Origin of the sequence: Escherichia fergusonii ATCC 35469, assembly GCF_000026225.1 — a bacterium.
Classification (GTDB): domain Bacteria; phylum Pseudomonadota; class Gammaproteobacteria; order Enterobacterales; family Enterobacteriaceae; genus Escherichia; species Escherichia fergusonii.
On the sequence record NC_011740.1, the window covers coordinates 4,162,963 to 4,188,567 of the forward strand.

General features: G+C 49.7%; 19 protein-coding genes, 1 tRNA gene and 2 rRNA genes. 13 read left to right on the top strand and 9 right to left on the bottom strand.

What is annotated here, in order from left to right:
- The first annotated feature begins 5 nt into the window (after positions 1 to 5).
- The 3 genes from EFER_RS20270 (at position 6) to rrf (ending at position 3,395) form a co-directional block, all read left to right on the top strand.
- A tRNA-Glu gene (locus tag EFER_RS20270) sits at positions 6 to 81 on the top strand.
- A 194-nt stretch (positions 82 to 275) separates the two neighbouring features.
- Positions 276 to 3,179 (top strand): 23S ribosomal RNA (locus EFER_RS20275).
- Between the two features lie 100 nt (positions 3,180 to 3,279).
- A 5S ribosomal RNA gene (gene rrf / locus EFER_RS20280) occupies positions 3,280 to 3,395 on the top strand.
- Between the two features lie 119 nt (positions 3,396 to 3,514).
- Here the strand turns inward: rrf and EFER_RS20285 are convergent.
- Positions 3,515 to 3,958 (bottom strand): acetyltransferase, encoded by a 444-nt coding sequence (locus EFER_RS20285; RefSeq protein WP_000237010.1) that lies wholly within the window; start codon positions 3,956 to 3,958, stop codon positions 3,515 to 3,517.
- A 156-nt stretch (positions 3,959 to 4,114) separates the two neighbouring features.
- Here EFER_RS20285 and metA point away from each other — a divergent pair, with 156 nt between their 5' ends.
- The 5 genes from metA to EFER_RS20310 all read left to right on the top strand — a co-directional run bounded on the left by metA (position 4,115) and on the right by EFER_RS20310 (position 11,512).
- Positions 4,115 to 5,044, top strand: a complete 930-nt coding sequence (gene metA, locus EFER_RS20290) for a homoserine O-acetyltransferase MetA (protein WP_001122791.1) — start codon at positions 4,115 to 4,117, stop codon at positions 5,042 to 5,044.
- A 268-nt stretch (positions 5,045 to 5,312) separates the two neighbouring features.
- Complete coding sequence (aceB, locus tag EFER_RS20295; RefSeq protein ID WP_001075631.1) at positions 5,313 to 6,914, top strand: malate synthase A; 1,602 nt, start codon at positions 5,313 to 5,315, stop codon at positions 6,912 to 6,914.
- 29 nt (positions 6,915 to 6,943) lie between these two features.
- Positions 6,944 to 8,248, top strand: a complete 1,305-nt coding sequence (aceA, locus tag EFER_RS20300; RefSeq protein WP_000857847.1) for an isocitrate lyase — start codon at positions 6,944 to 6,946, stop codon at positions 8,246 to 8,248.
- A gap of 48 nt (positions 8,249 to 8,296) precedes the next feature.
- The gene (gene aceK, locus EFER_RS20305) at positions 8,297 to 10,030 is read left to right on the top strand and encodes a bifunctional isocitrate dehydrogenase kinase/phosphatase (protein WP_001137284.1); all 1,734 of its coding nucleotides are present in this window, start codon (positions 8,297 to 8,299) and stop codon (positions 10,028 to 10,030) included.
- A gap of 60 nt (positions 10,031 to 10,090) precedes the next feature.
- The gene (locus EFER_RS20310) at positions 10,091 to 11,512 is read left to right on the top strand and encodes a DNA cytosine methyltransferase (protein ID WP_000134229.1); all 1,422 of its coding nucleotides are present in this window, start codon (positions 10,091 to 10,093) and stop codon (positions 11,510 to 11,512) included.
- A 47-nt stretch (positions 11,513 to 11,559) separates the two neighbouring features.
- Here EFER_RS20310 and iclR read toward each other — a convergent pair whose 3' ends face one another.
- Positions 11,560 to 12,384, bottom strand: coding sequence for a glyoxylate bypass operon transcriptional repressor IclR (gene iclR, locus EFER_RS20315; protein ID WP_000226428.1), 825 nt, complete (start codon positions 12,382 to 12,384; stop codon positions 11,560 to 11,562).
- A 199-nt stretch (positions 12,385 to 12,583) separates the two neighbouring features.
- Between iclR and metH the strand changes: the two genes are divergently transcribed.
- From metH to EFER_RS20340, 5 genes are all read left to right on the top strand, one after another.
- On the top strand, positions 12,584 to 16,267 hold the full coding sequence (gene metH, locus EFER_RS20320; RefSeq protein WP_000096028.1) for a methionine synthase: 3,684 nt from the start codon (positions 12,584 to 12,586) through the stop codon (positions 16,265 to 16,267).
- A 59-nt stretch (positions 16,268 to 16,326) separates the two neighbouring features.
- Positions 16,327 to 16,647, top strand: a complete 321-nt coding sequence (locus EFER_RS20325) for a hypothetical protein (protein ID WP_000590029.1) — start codon at positions 16,327 to 16,329, stop codon at positions 16,645 to 16,647.
- 42 nt (positions 16,648 to 16,689) lie between these two features.
- Complete coding sequence (locus EFER_RS20330) at positions 16,690 to 17,139, top strand: hypothetical protein (RefSeq protein ID WP_001189568.1); 450 nt, start codon at positions 16,690 to 16,692, stop codon at positions 17,137 to 17,139.
- A gap of 170 nt (positions 17,140 to 17,309) precedes the next feature.
- On the top strand, positions 17,310 to 18,941 hold the full coding sequence (locus EFER_RS20335; RefSeq protein WP_000956838.1) for a Na/Pi cotransporter family protein: 1,632 nt from the start codon (positions 17,310 to 17,312) through the stop codon (positions 18,939 to 18,941).
- 101 nt (positions 18,942 to 19,042) lie between these two features.
- Complete coding sequence (locus tag EFER_RS20340; RefSeq protein ID WP_000164234.1) at positions 19,043 to 19,582, top strand: DUF2058 domain-containing protein; 540 nt, start codon at positions 19,043 to 19,045, stop codon at positions 19,580 to 19,582.
- Between the two features lie 152 nt (positions 19,583 to 19,734).
- Here EFER_RS20340 and sorE read toward each other — a convergent pair whose 3' ends face one another.
- The 7 genes from sorE to EFER_RS20375 form a co-directional block, all read right to left on the bottom strand.
- Positions 19,735 to 20,955 carry an L-sorbose 1-phosphate reductase gene (gene sorE / locus EFER_RS20345; RefSeq protein WP_001195085.1) on the bottom strand — a complete coding sequence of 407 codons (1,221 nt, stop codon included), beginning with the start codon at positions 20,953 to 20,955 and terminating at the stop codon, positions 19,735 to 19,737.
- A 53-nt stretch (positions 20,956 to 21,008) separates the two neighbouring features.
- Positions 21,009 to 21,833, bottom strand: a complete 825-nt coding sequence (locus EFER_RS20350; RefSeq protein ID WP_000437889.1) for a PTS system mannose/fructose/sorbose family transporter subunit IID — start codon at positions 21,831 to 21,833, stop codon at positions 21,009 to 21,011.
- Positions 21,834 to 21,843: 10 nt separating this feature from the next.
- The gene (locus EFER_RS20355) at positions 21,844 to 22,641 is read right to left on the bottom strand and encodes a PTS mannose/fructose/sorbose transporter subunit IIC (protein ID WP_000406329.1); all 798 of its coding nucleotides are present in this window, start codon (positions 22,639 to 22,641) and stop codon (positions 21,844 to 21,846) included.
- A gap of 67 nt (positions 22,642 to 22,708) precedes the next feature.
- On the bottom strand, positions 22,709 to 23,200 hold the full coding sequence (locus tag EFER_RS20360; RefSeq protein WP_001027841.1) for a mannose/fructose/sorbose PTS transporter subunit IIB: 492 nt from the start codon (positions 23,198 to 23,200) through the stop codon (positions 22,709 to 22,711).
- Positions 23,200 to 23,607, bottom strand: a complete 408-nt coding sequence (locus tag EFER_RS20365) for a mannose/fructose/sorbose PTS transporter subunit IIA (protein ID WP_000245619.1) — start codon at positions 23,605 to 23,607, stop codon at positions 23,200 to 23,202. Before EFER_RS20365 ends, EFER_RS20360 begins: the two co-directional genes overlap by 1 nt.
- Positions 23,608 to 23,616: 9 nt before the next feature.
- On the bottom strand, positions 23,617 to 24,411 hold the full coding sequence (locus EFER_RS20370) for an SDR family oxidoreductase (protein WP_001192383.1): 795 nt from the start codon (positions 24,409 to 24,411) through the stop codon (positions 23,617 to 23,619).
- A 69-nt stretch (positions 24,412 to 24,480) separates the two neighbouring features.
- A complete protein-coding gene (locus tag EFER_RS20375; protein ID WP_000257635.1) occupies positions 24,481 to 25,434 on the bottom strand; it encodes a sugar-binding transcriptional regulator in 954 nt (317 codons plus the stop codon).
- Positions 25,435 to 25,605: the final 171 nt, after the last annotated feature.

The following is a 25,605-nucleotide window of genomic DNA, read 5'->3' on the forward strand; positions in this document are numbered from 1 at the left end:
GATACGTCCCCTTCGTCTAGAGGCCCAGGACACCGCCCTTTCACGGCGGTAACAGGGGTTCGAATCCCCTAGGGGACGCCACTTGCTGGTTTGTGAGTGAAAGTCGCCGACCTTAATATCGTTAAAGATGACTTACGAGTCATGTTTAAGATATTTGCTCTTTAAAAATCTGGATCAAGCTGAAAATTGAAACACTGAACAACGAAAGTTGTTCGTGAGTCTCTCAAATTTTCGCAACACGATGATGAATCGAAAGAAACATCTTCGGGTTGTGAGGTTAAGCGACTAAGCGTACACGGTGGATGCCCTGGCAGTCAGAGGCGATGAAGGACGTGCTAATCTGCGATAAGCGTCGGTAAGGTGATATGAACCGTTATAACCGGCGATTTCCGAATGGGGAAACCCAGTGTGATTCGTCACACTATCATTAACTGAATCCATAGGTTAATGAGGCGAACCGGGGGAACTGAAACATCTAAGTACCCCGAGGAAAAGAAATCAACCGAGATTCCCCCAGTAGCGGCGAGCGAACGGGGAGGAGCCCAGAGCCTGAATCAGTGTGTGTGTTAGTGGAAGCGTCTGGAAAGGCGCGCGATACAGGGTGACAGCCCCGTACACAAAAATGCACATACTGTGAGCTCGATGAGTAGGGCGGGACACGTGGTATCCTGTCTGAATATGGGGGGACCATCCTCCAAGGCTAAATACTCCTGACTGACCGATAGTGAACCAGTACCGTGAGGGAAAGGCGAAAAGAACCCCGGCGAGGGGAGTGAAAAAGAACCTGAAACCGTGTACGTACAAGCAGTGGGAGCCTCTTTATGGGGTGACTGCGTACCTTTTGTATAATGGGTCAGCGACTTATATTCTGTAGCAAGGTTAACCGAATAGGGGAGCCGAAGGGAAACCGAGTCTTAACTGGGCGTTAAGTTGCAGGGTATAGACCCGAAACCCGGTGATCTAGCCATGGGCAGGTTGAAGGTTGGGTAACACTAACTGGAGGACCGAACCGACTAATGTTGAAAAATTAGCGGATGACTTGTGGCTGGGGGTGAAAGGCCAATCAAACCGGGAGATAGCTGGTTCTCCCCGAAAGCTATTTAGGTAGCGCCTCGTGAATTCATCTCCGGGGGTAGAGCACTGTTTCGGCAAGGGGGTCATCCCGACTTACCAACCCGATGCAAACTGCGAATACCGGAGAATGTTATCACGGGAGACACACGGCGGGTGCTAACGTCCGTCGTGAAGAGGGAAACAACCCAGACCGCCAGCTAAGGTCCCAAAGTCATGGTTAAGTGGGAAACGATGTGGGAAGGCCCAGACAGCCAGGATGTTGGCTTAGAAGCAGCCATCATTTAAAGAAAGCGTAATAGCTCACTGGTCGAGTCGGCCTGCGCGGAAGATGTAACGGGGCTAAACCATGCACCGAAGCTGCGGCAGCGACACTAAGTGTTGTTGGGTAGGGGAGCGTTCTGTAAGCCTGTGAAGGTGTGCTGTGAGGCATGCTGGAGGTATCAGAAGTGCGAATGCTGACATAAGTAACGATAAAGCGGGTGAAAAGCCCGCTCGCCGGAAGACCAAGGGTTCCTGTCCAACGTTAATCGGGGCAGGGTGAGTCGACCCCTAAGGCGAGGCCGAAAGGCGTAGTCGATGGGAAACAGGTTAATATTCCTGTACTTGGTGTTACTGCGAAGGGGGGACGGAGAAGGCTATGTTGGCCGGGCGACGGTTGTCCCGGTTTAAGCGTGTAGGCTGGTTTTCCAGGCAAATCCGGAAAATCAAGGCTGAGGCGTGATGACGAGGCACTACGGTGCTGAAGCGACAAATGCCCTGCTTCCAGGAAAAGCCTCTAAGCATCAGGTAACATCAAATCGTACCCCAAACCGACACAGGTGGTCAGGTAGAGAATACCAAGGCGCTTGAGAGAACTCGGGTGAAGGAACTAGGCAAAATGGTGCCGTAACTTCGGGAGAAGGCACGCTGATATGTAGGTGAAGCGACTTGCTCGTGGAGCTGAAATCAGTCGAAGATACCAGCTGGCTGCAACTGTTTATTAAAAACACAGCACTGTGCAAACACGAAAGTGGACGTATACGGTGTGACGCCTGCCCGGTGCCGGAAGGTTAATTGATGGGGTTAGCGGTAACGCGAAGCTCTTGATCGAAGCCCCGGTAAACGGCGGCCGTAACTATAACGGTCCTAAGGTAGCGAAATTCCTTGTCGGGTAAGTTCCGACCTGCACGAATGGCGTAATGATGGCCAGGCTGTCTCCACCCGAGACTCAGTGAAATTGAACTCGCTGTGAAGATGCAGTGTACCCGCGGCAAGACGGAAAGACCCCGTGAACCTTTACTATAGCTTGACACTGAACATTGAGCCTTGATGTGTAGGATAGGTGGGAGGCTTTGAAGTGTGGACGCCAGTCTGCATGGAGCCGACCTTGAAATACCACCCTTTAATGTTTGATGTTCTAACGTTGGCCCCTTATCGGGGTTGCGGACAGTGTCTGGTGGGTAGTTTGACTGGGGCGGTCTCCTCCTAAAGAGTAACGGAGGAGCACGAAGGTTGGCTAATCCTGGTCGGACATCAGGAGGTTAGTGCAATGGCATAAGCCAGCTTGACTGCGAGCGTGACGGCGCGAGCAGGTGCGAAAGCAGGTCATAGTGATCCGGTGGTTCTGAATGGAAGGGCCATCGCTCAACGGATAAAAGGTACTCCGGGGATAACAGGCTGATACCGCCCAAGAGTTCATATCGACGGCGGTGTTTGGCACCTCGATGTCGGCTCATCACATCCTGGGGCTGAAGTAGGTCCCAAGGGTATGGCTGTTCGCCATTTAAAGTGGTACGCGAGCTGGGTTTAGAACGTCGTGAGACAGTTCGGTCCCTATCTGCCGTGGGCGCTGGAGAACTGAGGGGGGCTGCTCCTAGTACGAGAGGACCGGAGTGGACGCATCACTGGTGTTCGGGTTGTCATGCCAATGGCACTGCCCGGTAGCTAAATGCGGAAGAGATAAGTGCTGAAAGCATCTAAGCACGAAACTTGCCCCGAGATGAGTTCTCCCTGACCCTTTAAGGGTCCTGAAGGAACGTTGAAGACGACGACGTTGATAGGCCGGGTGTGTAAGCGCAGCGATGCGTTGAGCTAACCGGTACTAATGAACCGTGAGGCTTAACCTTACAACGCCGAAGGTGTTTTGGCGGAAGAGACATCGACAAGTAAGCTTGATACAGATTAAATCGACAGGTCAGAACGGGACGTGTTGATAAACAGAATTTGCCTGGCGGCCTTAGCGCGGTGGTCCCACCTGACCCCATGCCGAACTCAGAAGTGAAACGCCGTAGCGCCGATGGTAGTGTGGGGTCTCCCCATGCGAGAGTAGGGAACTGCCAGGCATCAAATTTAGCAGAAGGCCATCCTGACGGATGGCCTTTTTGCATTGGTGCAGAAAATAATGCCGGGTGCGACGCTGGCTGCGTCTTATCCAACCTACGCAGATACGGTAGGGGGCAGCTTATTCCTCCACATACGCCAGATTCAGCAACGGATACGGTTTCCCCAAATCGTCCACCTCAGAGCGCCCTGTAAACTTAAAGCCCATCTTCTTATAGAACCCAACCGCCTGCTCATTTTGCTCATTAACATTGGTTGTCAGTTCCGGTGCCATTGAGAGTGCATGCTCCACCAGCATCCGGCCCACGCCGCAGCCGCGCACATCAGGATCGATAAACAGCGCATCCATATGCTGCCCACTTAACAACATAAACCCAACCGGTTGATCCCGCTCATTAACCGCGACCCACAACGGTGCTTTCGGCAGAAAGGAACGCACCAGCTCTTCCAGCTCGGCCCGATACTCTGCTGATAAAAAATCGTGAGTGGCGTCGACAGAACGACACCAAATCGCAATGAGCTTTTCCCCTTCCTCATGCCGTGAGCGGCGAATACTAATAACCATTTTCTCTCCTTTTAGTCATTCTTATATTCTAACGTAGCCTTTTCCTTGAAACTTTCTCACCTTCAACATGCAGGCTCGACATTGGCAAATTTTCTGGTTATCTTCAGCTATCTGGATGTCTAAACGTATAAGCGTATGTAGTGAGGTAATCAGGTTATGCCGATTCGTGTGCCGGACGAGCTACCCGCCGTCAATTTCTTGCGTGAAGAAAACGTCTTTGTGATGACAACTTCTCGCGCGTCTGGTCAGGAAATTCGTCCGCTAAAGGTGCTTATCCTTAACCTGATGCCGAAGAAGATTGAAACTGAAAATCAGTTTTTGCGCCTGCTTTCAAACTCACCTTTGCAGGTCGATATTCAGCTGTTGCGCATCGATTCCCGTGAATCGCGCAACACGCCCGCAGAGCATCTGAACAACTTCTATTGCAACTTTGAAGATATTCAGGAGCAGAACTTTGATGGCCTGATCGTCACCGGCGCGCCGCTGGGACTGGTGGAGTTTAATGACGTCGCTTACTGGCCGCAAATCAAACAGGTGCTGGAGTGGTCGAAAGATCACGTCACCTCAACGCTGTTTGTCTGTTGGGCGGTACAGGCTGCGCTCAATATCCTCTATGGCATTCCTAAGCAAACCCGCACTGACAAACTCTCTGGCGTTTACGAACATCACATTCTCCATCCTCATGCACTTCTGACGCGTGGCTTTGATGATTCATTCCTGGCACCACATTCGCGCTATGCTGACTTTCCGGCAGCGTTGATTCGTGATTACACCGATCTGGAAATTCTGGCGGAGACAGAAGAAGGGGATGCCTATCTGTTTGCCAGCAAAGATAAGCGCATTGCCTTTGTGACAGGCCATCCCGAATATGATGCGCAAACGCTGGCGCAGGAATATTTCCGCGATGTGGAAGCCGGGCTGAATCCAGATGTACCGTATAACTATTTCCCGCATAATGATCCGCAAAATACACCGCGAGCGAGCTGGCGTAGTCACGGTAATTTGCTGTTTACCAACTGGCTCAACTATTACGTCTACCAGATCACGCCATACGATCTACGGCACATGAATCCAACGCTGGATTAATCTTCTGTAGCAGTCGATCGTTAAGCGTTTCAGCATGTTGAATCAGGCACCTTCGGGTGCCTTTTTTATTTCCGAAAACTTCTTCATTAAGTAAATAATTTTTAATTTTACTGTTATCAATAAGTTAACCATTAATTAAATTAAAAATGGAAATTGTTTTTGATTTTACAATTTAATTGAGTAGTCTTAGTCGTGCTGAACGAAAAGCGCACAACGATCCTTCGTTCACATTTGGGATGCAGCAGGATCAAAGACGAGGGCTTACTCAATGAATCAACAGGCAACAACAACCGAAGAATTAACCTTTACCATGCCATTCGGTGAGCAGGAGAAGCATATTCTTACTTCTGATGCTGTAGCATTTCTCACTGAACTGGTGACACGTTTTACACCTCAGCGGAATAAATTACTGGCGGCGCGCATTCAGCAGCAGCAAGATATTGATAACGGAACGTTGCCTGATTTTATTTCGGAAACAGCTTCCATTCGTGATACAGACTGGAAAATTCGTGGTATTCCTGCGGACTTAGAAGATCGTCGGGTAGAGATTACCGGACCCGTAGAGCGCAAGATGGTGATCAACGCACTGAACGCCAATGTGAAAGTCTTTATGGCCGATTTCGAAGATTCACTGGCCCCGGACTGGAACAAAGTGATCGACGGGCAAATTAACCTGCGCGATGCGGTTAATGGCACCATCAGTTACACCAATGAAGCAGGTAAAATTTACCAGCTCAAGCCCAATCCAGCGGTTTTGATTTGTCGGGTACGCGGTCTGCACTTGCCGGAAAAACATGTCACCTGGCGTGGTGAGGCAATCCCCGGTAGCTTGTTTGATTTTGCGCTCTATTTCTTCCACAACTATCAGGCTCTGTTGGCAAAGGGCAGCGGTCCCTATTTCTATTTGCCGAAAACCCAGTCCTGGCAGGAGGCTGCCTGGTGGCGCGAAGTCTTCAGCTATGCAGAAGATCGCTTTAATCTGCCGCGCGGTACCATCAAGGCGACGTTGCTGATTGAAACGCTGCCCGCCGTGTTCCAGATGGACGAAATCCTTCACGCGCTGCGTGACCATATTGTTGGTCTGAACTGCGGTCGTTGGGATTACATCTTCAGCTATATCAAAACGTTGAAAAACTATCCCGATCGCGTCCTGCCAGACAGACAGGCAGTGACGATGGATAAACCATTCCTGAATGCTTACTCACGCCTGTTGATTAAAACCTGCCATAAACGTGGTGCTTTTGCGATGGGCGGCATGGCGGCGTTTATTCCGAGCAAAGATGAAGAGCGCAATAACCAGGTGCTCAACAAAGTAAAAGCGGATAAAGCGCTGGAAGCCAATAACGGTCACGATGGCACATGGATCGCTCACCCAGGCCTTGCGGATACGGCAATGGCGGTATTCAACGACATTCTCGGCTCCCGTAAAAATCAGCTTGAAGTGATGCGCGAACAAGACGCGCCGATTACTGCCGATCAGCTGCTGGCACCTTGTGATGGTGAACGCACCGAAGAAGGTATGCGCGCCAACATTCGCGTGGCTGTGCAGTACATCGAAGCATGGATCTCCGGCAACGGCTGCGTGCCGATTTATGGCCTGATGGAAGATGCGGCGACGGCTGAAATTTCCCGTACCTCCATCTGGCAGTGGATCCATCACCAAAAAACGTTGAGTAATGGCAAACCGGTGACCAAAGCCTTGTTCCGCCAGATGCTGGGCGAAGAGATGAAAGTCATTGCCAGCGAACTGGGCGAAGAACGTTTCTCCCAGGGGCGTTTTGACGATGCCGCACGCTTGATGGAACAGATCACCACTTCCGATGAGTTAATTGATTTCCTGACCCTGCCAGGCTACCGCCTGTTAGCGTAAACCACCACATAACTATGGAGCATCTGCACATGAAAACCCGTACACAACAAATTGAAGAATTACAGAAAGAGTGGACTCAACCGCGTTGGGAAGGCATTACTCGCCCGTACAGTGCGGAAGATGTGGTGAAATTACGTGGTTCAGTCAATCCGGAATGCACGCTGGCACAACTGGGTGCGGCGAAAATGTGGCGACTGCTGCACGGTGAGTCGAAAAAAGGCTACATCAACAGCCTCGGCGCACTGACTGGCGGTCAGGCGCTGCAACAGGCGAAAGCGGGTATTGAAGCAGTCTATCTGTCGGGATGGCAGGTAGCCGCGGACGCTAACCTGGCGGCCAGCATGTATCCGGATCAGTCGCTCTATCCGGCAAACTCGGTGCCAGCCGTGGTGGAGCGGATCAACAACACCTTCCGTCGTGCCGATCAGATCCAATGGTCCGCGGGCATTGAGCCGGGCGATCCGCGCTATGTCGATTACTTCCTGCCGATCGTTGCCGATGCGGAAGCCGGTTTTGGCGGTGTCCTGAATGCCTTTGAACTGATGAAAGCGATGATTGAAGCCGGTGCAGCGGCAGTTCACTTCGAAGATCAGCTGGCGTCCGTGAAAAAATGCGGTCATATGGGCGGTAAAGTACTGGTGCCAACTCAGGAAGCAATCCAGAAACTGGTTGCGGCGCGTCTGGCTGCCGACGTTACGGGCGTTCCAACCCTGCTGGTTGCACGTACCGATGCTGATGCGGCGGATTTGATCACCTCCGATTGCGACCCGTATGACAGCGAATTTATTACCGGCGAGCGCACCAACGAAGGCTTCTTCCGTACTCATGCAGGCATTGAGCAAGCAATCAGCCGTGGCCTGGCGTATGCGCCGTATGCTGACCTGGTTTGGTGTGAAACCTCTACGCCGGATCTGGAACTGGCGCGTCGCTTTGCGGAAGCTATCCACGCGAAATATCCAGGCAAACTGCTGGCTTATAACTGCTCGCCGTCGTTCAACTGGCAGAAAAATCTCGACGACAAAACTATTGCCAGCTTCCAGCAGCAGCTGTCGGATATGGGCTACAAGTTCCAGTTCATCACCCTGGCAGGCATCCACAGCATGTGGTTTAACATGTTCGACCTGGCAAACGCCTATGCCCAGGGCGAAGGTATGAAGCACTATGTTGAAAAAGTGCAGCAACCGGAATTTGCCGCCGCGAAAGATGGCTACACCTTCGTTTCTCATCAACAGGAAGTGGGTACAGGTTACTTCGATAAAGTGACGACCATTATTCAGGGCGGCACGTCGTCGGTTACCGCGCTGACCGGCTCCACCGAAGAATCGCAGTTCTAATAACCAACGCCCCTTTCCGTAAGGCGAGGGGCGAATTAAGGAGAGGCGATGCCGCGTGGCCTGGAATTACTGATTGCACAAACTATTTTGCAAGGTTTCGACGCTCAGTATGGTCGATTTCTTGAAGTGACTTCCGGGGCGCAGCAGCGTTTCGAACAAGCCGACTGGCATGCTGTCCAGCAGGCGATGAAAAGCCGTATCCATCTTTACGATCATCACGTCGGTCTGGTAGTGGAGCAACTGCGCTGCATTACCAACGGCCAAAGCACGGACGCGGCATTTTTACTGCGCGTCAAAGAGCATTACACCCGGCTGTTGCCGGACTACCCGCGCTTCGAGATTGCGGAGAGCTTTTTTAACTCCGTGTACTGTCGGTTATTTGATCACCGTTCGCTTACTCCCGAGCGGCTTTTTATCTTTAGTTCCCAGCCAGAGCGCCGCTTTCGTACTATTCCGCGCCCGCTGGCAAAAGACTTTTATCCCGATCACGGCTGGGAATCTCTGCTAATGCGCGTTATCAGCGATCTGCCGCTGCGTCTGCGCTGGCAAAATAAAAGCCGTGACATTCATTACATCATTCGCCATCTGACAGAAATGTTGGGGACAGACAACCTCGCGGAAAGCCATTTACAGGTGGCGAACGAACTGTTTTATCGCAATAAAGCCGCCTGGCTGGTGGGCAAACTGAACACGCCTTTCGGCACATTGCCATTTTTGCTGCCGATCCATCAGACGGACGACGGCGAGTTATTTATTGATACCTGCCTGACGACGACCGCCGAAGCGAGCATTGTTTTTGGCTTTGCGCGTTCTTATTTTATGGTTTATGCGCCGCTGCCCGCAGCGCTGGTCGAGTGGCTACGGGAAATTCTGCCGGGCAAAACGACCGCAGAATTGTATATGGCTATCGGTTGCCAGAAACACGCCAAAACCGAAAGCTACCGCGAATATCTCGTTTATCTACAGGGCTGTAATGAGCAGTTCATTGAAGCGCCGGGTATTCGTGGCATGGTGATGTTGGTGTTTACGCTGCCGGGTTTTGATCGGGTATTCAAAGTCATCAAAGACAAGTTCGCGCCGCAGAAAGAGATGTCTGCCGCTCACGTTCGTGCCTGCTATCAACTGGTTAAAGAGCACGATCGCGTGGGTCGAATGGCGGACACCCAGGAGTTTGAAAACTTTGTGCTGGAGAAGCGGCATATTTCCCCGACATTAATGGAATTACTGCTTCAGGAAGCAGCAGAAAAAATCACCGATCTCGGCGAACAGATAGTGATTCGTCATCTTTATATTGAGCGACGGATGGTGCCGCTCAATATCTGGCTGGAACAAGTGGAAGGTCAGCAGTTGCGCGACGCCATTGAAGAATACGGTAACGCTATTCGCCAGCTTGCCGCTGCTAACATTTTCCCTGGCGACATGCTGTTTAAAAACTTCGGTGTCACCCGTCACGGGCGTGTGGTGTTTTATGATTACGATGAAATTTGCTACATGACGGAAGTGAACTTCCGCGACATCCCGCCGTCGCGCTACCCGGAGGACGAACTTGCCAGCGAACCGTGGTACAGCGTCTCGCCGGGCGATGTTTTCCCGGAAGAGTTTCGCCACTGGCTATGTGCCGACCCGCGTATTGGTCCGCTGTTTGAAGAGATGCACGCCGACCTGTTCCGCGCTGATTACTGGCGCGCACTACAAAACCGCATACGTGAAGGGCATGTGGAAGATGTTTATGCGTATCGGCGCAGGCAGCGATTTAGCGTGCGTTACCGGCCACAGGTGTAGTCACATTTTATCTGGGTCAAATGAGTGATATATTTTCACCCACTAATTCCGGGAGAAAATATGACTGAATTCGATCTGTTAGCTCAGGAGCTGCTGGAGAAAGCAGCCAATGATGAAAAAAACCAACAGGAGCGCGATAAACAACTTATCGATCGGGTTCTGGAAATCTACGATCAGAAATACGTTGCTGAATTACTTAGAAAAATTGGTAAAAATGAGTGGAGTCGGGAAACACTTAACCGCTGGGTAAATGGCAAAAGTAAACCAAAAACACTCACTCAGGCGGAAGTTGAGCTATTAAGAAAAATGCTTCCAGAGCCACCAGCCCACCATCCAAATTATGCGTTTCGGTTTATTGATCTATTTGCCGGAATTGGTGGTATCCGTAAGGGGTTTGAGGCAATTGGAGGTCAATGTGTATTTACCAGTGAGTGGAATAAGGAGGCTGTTCGCACTTATAAGGCAAACTGGTATAACGACGAAAGTAGCCATACATTTAATCATGATATACGCGAGGTCACGTTAAGCGCCGATGATACGGTAAGTGAAAAACAAGCGTATGCACATATTCAGCGTCATATTCCTGATCACGACGTATTACTGGCGGGATTTCCTTGCCAGCCATTCAGTCTGGCAGGGGTCAGTAAGAAAAATTCTCTCGGGCGTGCGCACGGTTTTGAATGCGAAACACAAGGCACTCTATTTTTTGATGTTGCACGGATTATTAAAGCAAAGCGCCCGGCGATATTTGTACTGGAAAATGTCAAAAACTTAAAAAGCCATGATAAAGGTAAGACCTTTAAGGTCATTATGAATACCCTTGATGAGCTGGGCTATGAAGTGGCCAACGCTCATGAAACCGGGAAGGATGATCCTAAAATCATTGATGGCAAACATTTCCTCCCGCAGCATCGTGAGCGGATTGTGCTGGTGGGTTTCCGTCGTGATCTCAATATTCATCAAGGTTTTACTTTACGGGATATTGATCGTTTCTATCCGCAGCAAAGACCGCTCTTTGGTCAACTACTGGAATCCTCTGTTGATAGCAAATACATCCTCAGCCCAAAGCTCTGGCAATATCTGTATAACTATGCCAAAAAACATGCGGCGAAAGGCAATGGTTTTGGATTTGGGTTGGTTGATCCAAATAATGCAAATAGCGTCGCCAGGACATTATCTGCCCGTTACCATAAAGATGGCTCAGAAATATTGATCGACCGGGGCTGGGACAAGGCGCTTGGGGAGATAGATTTTAACAATGCTGAAAATCAGGCGAACAGACCACGCAGATTAACGCCTCGCGAGTGTGCTCGTCTGATGGGATTTGAATCCCCTGGCGGGAAACCGTTCCGTATACCGGTTTCAGATACACAGGCTTACCGTCAATTTGGTAACTCAGTCGTCGTACCGGTATTTGCAGCAGTTGCGAAACTGCTTAAGCCCTATATTTTGCAGGCCACCAGTAAATCGATAAAAAAATAAATTGATCGTTATACCCGGCACGCTCCGGGTATAACGCATCACTTTTCTTACCGCATTCCACCGTATGCCAGCGTCACTTCCTTCGCGGCTTTAATGACCATTGCGCCAAACTCAGTCACGCGGTCATCGGTGATCCGCGATACTGGCCCGGAAATTGAAATAGCGGCAAATGGTTCGCGATGTTCATCAAAAATACATGATGCCAGGCAGCGCAGACCCAATGCATGTTCTTCATCATCAAATGAATAACCCCGTTTGCGTGTCTGGGCGAGATCTTCTTTCAGGTGGACTGGCGACACCAGAGTAGCGTGGGTATAGGCATGTAACCCTTTGCGATGCAGCAGTTTCGTGACCTGCTCTTCACTGAGTTGCGATAAAAACGCTTTACCCGCACCGGAAGCATGCATTGGCAGTTTGCCACCAATGGGCGCGGACATACGCATCAGTTGTGTACATTGCACCTGGTCGATGATGACGGCTTCATGGTCGCTTTGATCGAGTACCGCCAGGTTGACTGTCTCACCAGAATCTTCCATTAATTTCCGCAGAATAGGGTGAACAATGGCAAGCAGGTTGCGGCTTTGCAAAAAGCTGCTGCCAACCACAAAGGCATGTGCGCCCACCGCCCAGTGACCCAGTTCGCCAACCTGACGGACAAAGCCCTGTTGCTGCATGGTTGTGAGCAATCGATGGGTGGTAGAGTTGGGTAATCCCGCTTGCTGTGCCAGTTCCGTGAGTGCCACACTGCCATTGGATTCGGCTATCCATTCCAGTAATTTCAGGCCACGCGTTAAAGACTGTACTTGCCCGGTAGCGGGGGCGGTGGCAGCGGCGGGTTTTCTGCCGCGTTTTGCGGGAACAGGTGCGACCATGACAGCCTCCTTTTTCTGTATCGTGGAAATCATTTTCATTTTTATTGCTATCTAATGCAATAGTTGCCACACTGATCCGATGAGTTAATGTTGAACAAATCTCATGTTGCGTGGTGCTCGCTTTTACCACAGATGCGTTTATGCCAGTATGGTTTGTTGAATTTTTATTAAATCTGGGTTGAGCGTGTCGGGAGCAAGTGTGAGCAGCAAAGTGGAACAACTGCGTGCGCAGTTAAATGAACGTATTCTGGTGCTGGATGGCGGTATGGGCACTATGATCCAGAGCTATCGACTGAACGAAGCCGATTTTCGTGGTGAACGCTTTGCCGACTGGCCATGCGATCTCAAAGGCAACAACGACCTACTGGTGCTCAGCAAACCGGAAGTGATCGCCGCTATCCACAACGCCTACTTTGAAGCGGGTGCGGATATCATCGAAACCAACACCTTCAACTCCACGACTATTGCGATGGCGGATTACCAGATGGAATCCCTGTCGGCGGAAATCAACTTTGCGGCGGCGAAGCTGGCGCGTGCCTGTGCTGACGAGTGGACCGCCCGTACGCCAGAGAAACCGCGCTACGTTGCCGGTGTTCTCGGCCCGACCAACCGCACGGCGTCTATTTCTCCGGACGTGAACGATCCAGCATTCCGCAACATCACTTTTGACCAGCTGGTGGCGGCTTATCGAGAATCCACTAAAGCGCTGGTGGAAGGCGGTGCGGATCTGATCCTGATTGAAACCGTTTTCGACACCCTTAACGCCAAAGCGGCGGTCTTTGCGGTGAAAACGGAGTTCGAAGCGCTGGGCGTTGAACTGCCGATAATGATCTCCGGCACCATCACTGACGCCTCCGGGCGCACGCTCTCCGGGCAGACCACCGAAGCATTTTACAACTCATTGCGCCACGCCGAAGCGCTAACCTTTGGCCTGAACTGTGCGCTGGGGCCCGATGAACTGCGCCAGTACGTGCAGGAGCTGTCACGGATTGCGGAGTGCTACGTCACCGCGCACCCGAACGCTGGGCTGCCCAACGCCTTTGGTGAATACGATCTCGACGCCGACACGATGGCAAAACAAATACGTGAATGGGCAGAAGCGGGATTCCTGAATATTGTTGGCGGCTGCTGCGGCACCACGCCACAACATATTGCAGCGATGAGCCGTGCTGTAGAAGGATTAGCGCCGCGCAAACTGCCGGAAATTCCTGTAGCCTGCCGTTTGTCTGGCCTGGAGCCGCTGAACATTGGCGACGATAGCCTGTTTGTGAACGTGGGTGAACGCACCAACGTCACAGGTTCCGCTAAGTTCAAGCGCCTGATCAAAGAAGAGAAATACAGCGAGGCGTTGGATGTGGCGCGTCAGCAGGTGGAAAACGGCGCGCAGATTATCGATATCAACATGGATGAAGGGATGCTCGACGCCGAAGCGGCGATGGTGCGTTTTCTCAATCTGATTGCCGGTGAACCGGATATCGCTCGCGTGCCGATTATGATCGACTCCTCAAAATGGGACGTCATTGAAAAAGGTCTGAAGTGTATCCAGGGCAAAGGCATTGTTAACTCTATCTCGATGAAAGAGGGCGTCGACGCCTTTATCCATCACGCGAAACTGTTGCGTCGCTACGGTGCGGCAGTCGTGGTAATGGCCTTTGACGAACAGGGCCAGGCCGATACCCGCGCACGGAAAATCGAGATTTGCCGTCGGGCGTACAAAATCCTCACCGAAGAGGTTGGCTTCCCGCCAGAAGATATCATCTTTGACCCGAACATCTTCGCGGTCGCAACTGGCATTGAAGAGCACAACAACTACGCACAGGACTTTATCGGCGCGTGTGAAGACATCAAACGTGAACTGCCGCACGCGCTGATCTCCGGCGGTGTTTCTAACGTTTCTTTCTCATTCCGTGGCAACGATCCGGTGCGCGAAGCCATTCACGCGGTGTTCCTCTACTATGCCATCCGTAACGGTATGGATATGGGGATAGTCAACGCCGGGCAACTGGCGATTTACGACGACCTACCCGCTGAACTGCGCGACGCGGTGGAAGATGTGATTCTTAATCGTCGCGACGATGGCACCGAGCGTTTACTGGAGCTTGCCGAGAAATATCGCGGCAGCAAAACCGACGACACCGCCAACGCCCAGCAGGCGGAGTGGCGCTCGTGGGAAGTGAATAAACGCCTGGAGTACTCGCTGGTCAAAGGTATTACCGAATTTATTGAACAGGACACCGAAGAAGCCCGTCAGCAGGCTACGCGCCCGATTGAAGTGATTGAAGGCCCGTTGATGGACGGCATGAACGTGGTCGGCGATCTGTTTGGCGAAGGCAAAATGTTCCTGCCGCAGGTGGTCAAATCGGCGCGTGTGATGAAGCAGGCGGTGGCTTACCTCGAACCATTCATAGAAGCCAGCAAAGAGCAGGGCAAAACTAATGGCAAGATGGTGATCGCTACAGTGAAGGGTGACGTCCACGACATCGGTAAAAATATCGTTGGCGTGGTGCTGCAATGTAACAACTACGAAATTGTTGATCTCGGCGTTATGGTGCCGGCGGAAAAAATTCTCCGCACCGCCAAAGAAGTGAATGCTGATTTGATTGGCCTTTCGGGGCTTATCACGCCGTCGCTGGATGAAATGGTTAACGTGGCGAAAGAGATGGAGCGTCAGGGTTTCACCATTCCGTTACTGATCGGCGGCGCGACCACCTCTAAAGCGCACACGGCGGTGAAAATCGAGCAAAACTACAGTGGCCCGACGGTGTATGTGCAGAACGCCTCACGCACCGTTGGTGTGGTGGCGGCGCTGCTTTCTGACACTCAGCGTGATGATTTTGTCGCTCGTACCCGTAAAGAGTACGAAACCGTACGTATTCAACATGGGCGCAAGAAACCGCGCACACCGCCAGTCACGCTGGAAGCGGCGCGCGATAACGACTTCGCTTTTGACTGGCAGGCTTATACGCCGCCGGTGGCGCACCGTCTCGGCGTGCAGGAAGTGGAAGCCAGCATCGAAACGCTGCGTAATTACATCGACTGGACGCCGTTCTTTATGACCTGGTCACTGGCTGGGAAGTATCCGCGCATTCTGGAAGATGAAGTGGTGGGTGAAGAGGCGAAGCGCCTGTTTAAAGACGCCAATGACATGCTGGATAAATTAAGCGCCGAAAAAACGCTGAATCCACGTGGCGTGGTGGGCCTGTTCCCGGCAAACCGTGTGGGCGATGACATTGAAATCTACCGTGACGAAACGCGTACACATGTAATCAACGTCAGCCACCATCTGCGTCAACAGACCGAAAAAACGGGCTTCGCTAACTACTGTCTCGCTGACTTCGTTGCGCCGAAGCTTTCTGGTAAAGCAGATTACATTGGCGCATTTGCTGTGACCGGCGGGCTGGAAGAGGACGCACTGGCTGATGCCTTCGAAGCACAGCACGATGATTACAACAAAATAATGGTGAAAGCGCTTGCCGACCGTTTAGCCGAAGCGTTTGCGGAGTATCTCCATGAGCGTGTGCGTAAAGTCTACTGGGGCTATGCGCCGAACGAGAACCTCAGCAACGAAGAGCTGATCCGCGAAAACTATCAGGGAATCCGCCCGGCACCAGGCTACCCGGCCTGCCCTGAACATACGGAAAAAGCCACCATCTGGGAGCTGCTGGAAGTGGAAAAACACACCGGCATGAAACTCACGGAATCTTTCGCGATGTGGCCGGGAGCTTCGGTTTCGGGTTGGTACTTCAGCCACCCGGACAGCAAGTATTACGCGGTAGCGCAAATTCAGCGCGATCAGGTCGAAGACTATGCCCGCCGTAAAGGTATGAGCGTCTCAGATGTTGAACGCTGGCTGGCACCGAATCTGGGGTATGACGCCGAGTAAATGATAATACCGGGGTATTTGCCCCGGTATTTAATGTCATAAATAATGGATTATTGAAAATGATAAAAATTGATGAAATAGATTTTTTCGCTTTCGAAGGACGTTCAGAAGCCGAAGTTACTGAACTATTAGGGAAAAAACCAACAGGTTATAATGATTGGATAATTAATATAAAAACAGGTGTGGAGTGGGTATTTTCTGATGGTTGCTTTTGGTTGGATTTTCGTAAATCCAAAGAGGGGATAAGGTGTATCTCATGCAGTATTCTGTATCACGATAAAAGTAAAGGGCGTATCGACGTCTTCTTTAGCGAAGGTATGGCTGACAGAGGTTTAAAAAATACGGGTGGAGTGTTAATCCAAAAACGCCCGCAATTATAATAATCCCTGGTAATATTTGTTTTCGTAAAAAGGATTTACTTTATGCAACGTCAATACAAAAAATACATTCTTCTTTTTTGGGGTGTCATGGATGTTATCGCCATAGCCACATATCTATTCTACTCGGTTGGTAATGGTCGTATCCCTTTTTATTCCGATATCGTTCATTCAATTTCCTTACTTAAAGCTATCGGCATTGAAGGTGGTTTTTACGCGTATGCAGTCGCCACTGTTACGCTACAAATAGTATTATTGTTCTCTTTATTCTTTTCTGCGCAATCTTTTTTAAAACAAAAATTGTTTAGTTTCTCTTTTTTTGCGATTCAGGAATTTATACGTTTTGCTACCGTAAGCTGTTCAATCTCCGTAATACCGTTGATACTTAATTATTTTGATTCACAGAATCTGGTCTTAAATATTTCGTTGTTTATCTTCTCAGAGGTCACAAAAGTGACAACGTTTATCTGGTGTAAACGGCAAGAAAAAATGTGACAAAAATAACAACAGGTATAGGTGGATTTTTATATAGATGCCTTTTTAAATGCTTTCTTGTATAAATCTCTTATACTGAAAGTACATACAAGTGAAATGCTTGGATAAAAACAACGTGATTAGAAAAATCTTAACAGGAAAATGCATAACAAAAAGGAGAACCTGATTCCGTGCTAACTTTGCTTCACCTGCTTTCCGCTGTCGCCCTACTGGTTTGGGGGACGCATATTGTGCGCACTGGCGTTATGCGCGTCTTTGGTGCTCGTCTGCGTACCGTTCTTAGCCGTAGCGTAGAAAAAAAACCGCTTGCCTTTTGTGCGGGGATTGGCGTTACCGCGTTGGTTCAAAGCAGTAATGCCACCACCATGCTGGTGACATCTTTTGTCGCTCAGGATCTTGTCGCTCTCGCGCCGGCCCTGGTCATTGTACTGGGTGCTGATGTTGGAACGGCGCTAATGGCGCGAATCCTCACCTTCGACTTATCCTGGTTGTCACCGCTACTCATTTTTATTGGGGTTATCTTTTTCCTCGGACGCAAACAGTCGCGTGCCGGGCAGTTGGGGCGTGTAGGTATTGGTCTTGGGTTGATTTTGTTGGCACTGGAGTTGATTGTTCAGGCCGTCACACCGATTACTCAGGCCAGCGGCGTTCAGGTGATCTTTGCCTCATTGACGGGCGATATTTTACTGGATGCGTTGATAGGCGCGATGTTCGCCATTATCAGTTATTCCAGTCTTGCCGCTGTACTGTTGACCGCTACCCTGACTACTGCTGGTATTATTTCTTTTCCGGTAGCGCTGTGCCTGGTCATTGGCGCAAACCTTGGTTCTGGTTTGCTGGCTATGCTCAACAACAGTGCCGCAAATGCTGCTGCACGACGTGTCGCTTTGGGTAGCCTGCTGTTTAAGCTGGTGGGTAGCCTGATTATCCTGCCATTTGTCCATCTGCTGGCGAACACGATGGGTAAGTTGCCGCTACCAAAAGCGGAACTGGTTATCTATTTCCACGTCTTCTATAACCTGGTGCGTTGTCTGCTGATGTTGCCATTTGTAGATCCGATGGCGCGGTTTTGTAAGCGTATTATCCGCGATGACCCTGAACTTGACGGGCATCTTAAACCCAAACATCTTGATGTCAGCGCGCTCGATACTCCTACGCTTGCCCTGGCAAATGCCGCCCGTGAAACGCTGCGTATTGGCGACGTGATGGAGCAAATGATGGAAGGACTATATAAAGTGATGCACGGTGCGCCTCGTGAGGAGAAAGAGCTGCGCAAGCTGGCGGACGATATCAATGTGTTATACACCGCCATTAAACTTTATCTGGCGCGGATGCCAAAAGAGGAACTGGCAGAAGAGGAGTCGCGGCGCTGGGCAGAAATTATTGAGATGTCACTTAACCTTGAACAGGCATCAGATATCGTCGAGCGCATGGGTAGTGAAATTGCTGATAAATCGCTGGCAGCACGACGGGCGTTTTCGATTGATGGTCTGAAGGAACTGGATGCGCTCTATAGCCAACTGCTCAGTAACTTAAAATTGGCGATGTCAGTCTTTTTCTCCGGCGATGTTACCAGTGCTCGCCGTTTACGCCGTAGCAAGCATCGCTTTCGTATTTTGAATCGCCGTTATTCCCATGCCCACGTTGATCGTCTGCATCAGCAAAACGTGCAGAGCATTGAGACCAGTTCACTTCACTTAGGCTTGTTAGGTGATATGCAGCGTCTGAATTCGTTATTTTGTTCCGTGGCTTATAGCGTTCTGGAACAACCGGAGGAAGACGACGAACGGGACGAGTATTAAGAAAGCGTTCTGGATAGCAATAAAATTGATATCCAGATCGTCAGTTTATGAGGTTTGGCGAGTATAATCCCAGCAAATTTCCAACAGGTTTAACGACGAAGATGACAAAACTCACCCTACAAGAACAGTTGCTAAAAGCGGGATTAGTGACCAGCAAAAAAGCAGCTAAAGTCCAGAGAACGGCTAAAAAATCTCGTGTTCAGGCTCGTGAAGCCCGAGAGGCGGTGGAAGAAAACAAGAAAGCTCAACTCGAGCGTGATAAACAACTTAGCGAGCAGCAAAAACAAGCTGCGTTAGTGAAAGAATATAAAGCACAAATTAAACAGCTTATTGAAATGAATCGTATCACTGTTTCTCGTGGTGATATTGGTTTTAATTTCACTGATAATAATCTTATCAAGAAAATTGAAGTTGATAAAACAACTCAAACCCAATTAATAAATGGGCGCCTTGCTATTGCTCGTTTGATCATTGATAGCAATGGGGAAAGCGAATACGCCATTATCCCGGCGAGCGTAGCAGATAAAATTGCCCAACGTGATGCGACTTTTATTGTATTAAATAGCGCACTCAGCCAGGAAGAGCAGGACGAAGATGATCCCTATGCTGACTTTAAGATCCCCGATGATTTAATGTGGTGATTTTTATTATGAGCGCCTGATTGGGCGCTCATAGTATTAACCACCAATATTTATTGTGGATGCGACGTAAACGTCTTATTCAGGTTGCAAACTCTCGCAAATTCAATATATGGCACGCCCCATCCAGGCCTGGCTACCTATATTTTCCTGCCTCAAATATGTGCGGTATTCGCCAGTAAATACTGTTCAGCTTCCCGACACCAGATGCCCTGATGGCGGTCGAGGATCTCACGTAGTTGTGGATCGTTAATTTGATCAAGAGCGATTAATGGCAGTGATTTATGGGTATAGACCAGTTTCTTTCCTCCGCCAATCTCTGGCAGAGCCAGCGTCGTTTCTCCAGCCGTATTCAGTCCCAGAATATGCGTAACGACTTTCGCTGCCTGAACTTTTTTCTCTTCAATCAATTTAACGGCCGCTCGCATATCATCAGTGTTGCCACCAGATGTGCCAACGTAATGCGTAAAGGCGTAATGCAGATCATAAAAATTAATGGGAGCACTGAAGTTTTTATCCTGCGGACCAGCAAAGAAATTCAGACAACCATCTGTCGCCAGCAAGGAAGAGGCAAGTTTCACAAGACCTTCGTTGGGAACAAAGACAAAAACATCATCGAAACCATGACCGCCACTCAATGCCATTAATGTATCAAATGATGCATCAGCGGCATTGAGATAATGAATCAGTGTTTGTGGTTCTGAAGGATAGTGCTTACGTGCATAGCTCAATTTATCGTTGTTGGTATCGGTAACGACAAGCAGCGATGGATTTATCGGGCCATGCAACGCATAGTCTATCGCCAGAAGACCCATTGGTCCGGTGCCGCCGAGGATCAGTGTGCGTCCTTGCGGACGAATTCCCATCGTGTGGTTATAACTTCCTTCCTGAAGATGATAGTTTGCATTGAAAGCGCCAATTACACAGGAGAGCGGCTCAACCAGCGATCCTTCAAAATAGGTTTCGCCTTCATAAGCCAGCAGGCAGTCCTGTGCCATGACTTCATTTGGAATAACCACATGCGTTGCTTCGCCGCCTACCCACGGAAAGGAGTAGCCGGGGCAATCAGGGCTGTCGGGGAGTTGCAGGTTAGCCTGAATCACATAACGCTGACCCGGTTGAAATTTGTGCTGCCATTTTTTACCTACAGCAACAATATCGCCACAGAACTCGTGACCGATGATGATTGGATGAGTCGCCACATCATCAGGCACTTTTTTGTGATCTTCTCCCAGGCAAGCCTCTTTCCATGATGAGAGGCAAAGGCTGTCGGTTACTACCGTGGCGAGAATTTCATCCTCCTGCATTTCAGGAAGATCAAAGGATTCCAGGCGTAAATCACATTTGCCATAAAGACGCAGAGCCGTTGTTTGCATATAACCACCTCTTGTGTGAGCGATGGCCCCGGTAGTTAAACCGGGGCGAAGAATCAGGACAGGAAGCCCAGTGCGTTACCGACAATCCCTAAGCCAAACAGAGCAAAGATGAGCCACACCGGATTAATTTTTTTGTTAAGCAGACGCACCATCAGCAGAGTCAGGCCAAGCGCCAGCAAACCCGGGCACAACTGATCGAGAATGTTTTGCACGGTCATGGTGACGGTGGAGCTATCGGGGCCTGGTGTTTGAGAAACAACCAACGGTACATTGATCGACGTCCATTTGGTGACCAGTACACCCATCACAAACAGACCGAGAATTGACGCACCTTCGGTGAGCTTTTGCAGCAAATTCCCCCCCATATCGCTGACGATATTCACCCCTTTACGAAAGCCCAGTTGCAGCCCATACCATTTCATTGCCAGGCGCACTGCGTTGAAAATAAAGAAGAACAGCAATGGGCCAAGAATGTTGCCCGAAAGTGCTAACGATGCGCCGAGGGCAGCAGTTATTGGACGCAATGTGCCCCATACCAGCGGATCGCCGACACCGGCCAGTGGCCCCATCAGACCGACTTTGATACCGTTTATGGTGCCATCATCAATCTCTGCGCCGTTGGCGCGTGCCTCTTCCATGGCAGCGGTGACGCCAATGACCGGGCCACACACCGCAGGCGTAGTATTGAAGAACACCAGATGGCGCTTTAGCGCGGCGACCTGGTCCTCTTTCAGTGGGTAAAGGCGCTTAATGGCGGGGATCATGTCGTAGCAAAAACCCAGCCCATGAATGCGTTCGAAGTTAAATGATGCCTGTTGCAGATTGGAGCGCAGAAACATGCTCACCAGATCGCTGCGTGTGATTTTTCTCTGTTCCATGATGGCTCCGTTAATCGTCAAGTTGGTCAAGAGCGGTGGAGGGGGGGACTTGCGTTTGTGGTTCGGCTTTTCGCCATTGTGGATTTAGCTGGATATAAACCAGTGCCATGATCACGCCGACACCGCCGAATGCCAGAAGACTGAGATTAAGGTAGCCACCCGCGAGGAAGCCCAGGAAGAAGAAAGGCATCAGGTATTTCACGCCCATCATGCGCAGCACCATGGCATAACCGACCACGACGATAAAGCCGCCAGCAATCTGTAATCCTCGGGTCACAAATTCGGGGATAGCATTCAACATATTGCTCACCATATCGGCGCTGACGAACAATGAGACTATGAGCGCCGGGATGGCGACGCGTAATGCCTGCACTCCAAGCGCGGAGACATGCAGAATATCGATAGTGCGAAAGCGTGCCTCTTCTGCTGCTTTATCTGCCGCATGTTGAAACACCACGGTGATGGTGCGGGCAAATACGGTTAGTACCTGGCCCGCGGCTGCCACAGGAAGTGCGATAGCAATACCGGTAGCGATGCTTTGTTGACCAACGATTACCAGAATGGCAGAGATAATACTGGCAAGTGCTGAATCCGGAGATTGCGCCGCACCGACGTTCATCCAGCCAAGCGCTATCAATTCCAGAGTGCCACCGAGCATAATTCCGGTTTTTAAATCACCGAGAATTAAACCAATAACTGTGCAGGCGATAAGTGGGCGGTGAGTCTGAAACTCGTCCAGTACGCTGCCCATTCCGGCAATACAGGAAAATAAAAATATGGCGATAATTTGTAGGGTACTAATTTCCATAATTTGTCACCTTATAAGTGTACTCGTCCCTGCCTGTTAAAGCATAAATACACAGGCCTGATATTTATTAAGCCGTTACGTGTTCTTTTATTTTTTCGATAATATTGATTGAAGGATCTGTCGCAACTACGCGTAAATCTAGCTTTACGCCTAATTTATCCAGTTCATAGAATGCGTTAATATCATTCTCATCTAATGATACCGCTTTAGTTAACTGTTTTTTACCAGGGCGCCATGCCATTCCGCCAATATTTAATACATTAATATTGACGCCTTGTTTAACCATCGCCAGGGCATCTTGCGGATTGGTAAAAAGATAAAAAACGGTTTCCTCTTTATATTGCGGATTGTGATAAACGGCGACGGCTTTTTCGATATTTACCACATTAACTTTCATTCCAGGTGGTGCCGCCTGCCGTAATAATGTCCGACGCACATCATCATTAAATACATCGTCATTACAAATAATAATCCGCTGAGCATTGGCCACTTTTGACCAGACAGTTGTTACCTGACCGTGGATCAGGCGGTCATCAATGCGGGCAAGAGTAATGTTCATCAGAACTCCTCGTCAGTCGTATCCGGTTGTTGCCAGATAACACAAGTTTGTGAGGCGACTTGCGTCAGGTGTACACACAGTTCATCGACATTCATACTGCTCTGGTTGTCCACCAGTTCCAGCGCCAGAGGGAGCGATAACCCGCTCATGACACGCAGATGTGGGTTTTGCATTGCCAGTGTGGCAGCGGCATTCCATGGACTACCGCACTGTAAGTCCACGGCAATCAGCCATTCATCATGAGCGTGAATGCTTACTAACTTTTCCAGCTTATTTATGATGTCGCTGGCATTTTCTCCAGGTACAAATTCTACGGCTACAACATTGGCGTCGCCGTACACCATCTGTACCGACTCCAGCATGGCGCAAGCTAATTTGCCATGGGCACAGAAGATTGCATTAACCATATCACCTCCTTAACCGCGCGTTTTACCGCCCGCAATGTTAGTGGTTACTCCGGTGATGTAGCTGGCGCGTTCAGACAGCAGGTAGCACACAAAATCAGCGACTTCCGTGAGCCGTCCGGAGCGTCCAATGGGAATCGCGTTCTTGCTGTAGCCTTCACGCAGTTGTGCAACAGTTATGTTTCGCGTCCATGCCAGGGCTTCTTCATACTCTGGTGTGCGCAATCCCGTTTTTTCCAGAATCCCTGGCGCAATACCAACTACACGGTTGCCATGCTTACCCAGTTCTTTTGCCCAGGAACGGGTAAAACTGTTCAGTGCAGCTTTGGTGGCAGCGTAGCAACTCTGGCCTTCCGAACCTTCCAGCCCGCTTTCAGAAGAGACGTTCACAATGACGCCGTCACGCTGTTTCACCATCTGCCGCGCCACCGATTGCGACATCAAAAAAACACCTTTTTGATTGATATTAACCATCTTTTCAAAAGCGGCTTCGTTAAGTTCGTACTTTCCTGCCGGGGCTTTTTCATCTACCAACAGACGCGGATAGTTAACGCCAGCGTTATTGACCAGACCATCAATCCGACCAAAACGCTGAATTATTTCCGCAATGGTATCTGTCACTTGTTGGGCTTTGGAAATATCTGTTGGCCAGAATTGATAGCCAGCATTATTTTCACCAGTATTGATATCCACCATCTGGACGTTTGCGCCATGAGTTATTAACTCCTCGACGATAGCACTACCTATTCCCGATGCACCTCCTGTCACAATAATTATTTTGCCAGATAAGTTTAACCATGATTGCATAATTTTCTCTCCATACAGATAAATTGATTCCCCATAAAATAAATTATGTCGAATCAAAGTAAATAGTGTTTATTGCAATAGTAATTCGGCGGTTTGGTAATTGGTGACTAAACAGTTAATATATTTGCCACGTAACGCACCAAGAATCCCACTTAGTTTCTCTTCTCCCATGGCAATACCAATAGAATAACGTGCATTTTTTAATTTATGGATTTCGATAGACAACGTTTTTTCGTTTATCTGCGTCTCGACGGTTGCGCCGTTAATATCATAAAAGCGAGAGCAGATATCACCGGCAATTTGCCCTGCATATAAATCATCACTCTCTTCCCGACCATAAAATGCGTGCCAGATTGCACCATCACGTATTGCAGGGGAACCTATCCCCACCAGAGCAATATCGATGTTATTCCAGTAATCTGCAATGGTGCGAAAATGTTGGGACTGCATGATACCGTTACGAATCAATGCATTATCCAGTAGTGCCGGAAAGTCTGCGAGATGAGATTCACCTTTCAGTTTTGCAGCAGCACCGTAGGTAAGGGTGTTCACATGGTAACGGCTTTCCAGTTTTCCCGAAGGTCCCCCGATAACAGGTACACAAATATGCTGATGTGACTGGCTGGCTGTCGATAGCCCCTCAACCATCGCCCGTACCGCACGTCCCCAGGAAAACCCGATGATATCGCCTGGCTCCAGTAGTCGTTCCAGTAGCTGTGCGCCATGTACACCCATTATTGCCAGTTGCTCTTCTTCCTGTTCTTGTTGGCAGGGCACTACCACAGCTTCTTTAAGAGCAAATTTTTGTTTTAGCTGCTGCTCCAGCCACAAGTTATCGTTGTAGTTGTAATTGATTGCGATGGTCACTAAACCCAGTTCACGACCACGTTTAAGCAGACGACTGATGGTCGTTCGGTAGATACCTAGCTCGCGGGCGATTTGTGCCTGAGTCATTTCTTGATCGTAATAAAGCTGCGCTATTTTCACGATCAGGCGAATATCGTCACCGTTTTCTACCGCCATACTGGCCTCCTGCACGTGCACATTTGTGCAAATCTCATTTTTTACCGCTTGATCTGATATAACCTCATCAACAGAGTGTTTCAAAAGGATTTTTCACTATTTATCCGCAAAAAATACAAGGTTAATTGTGCACATTTGTTTTTGTGTATCGTTAAGGCAAGCACATCTGTG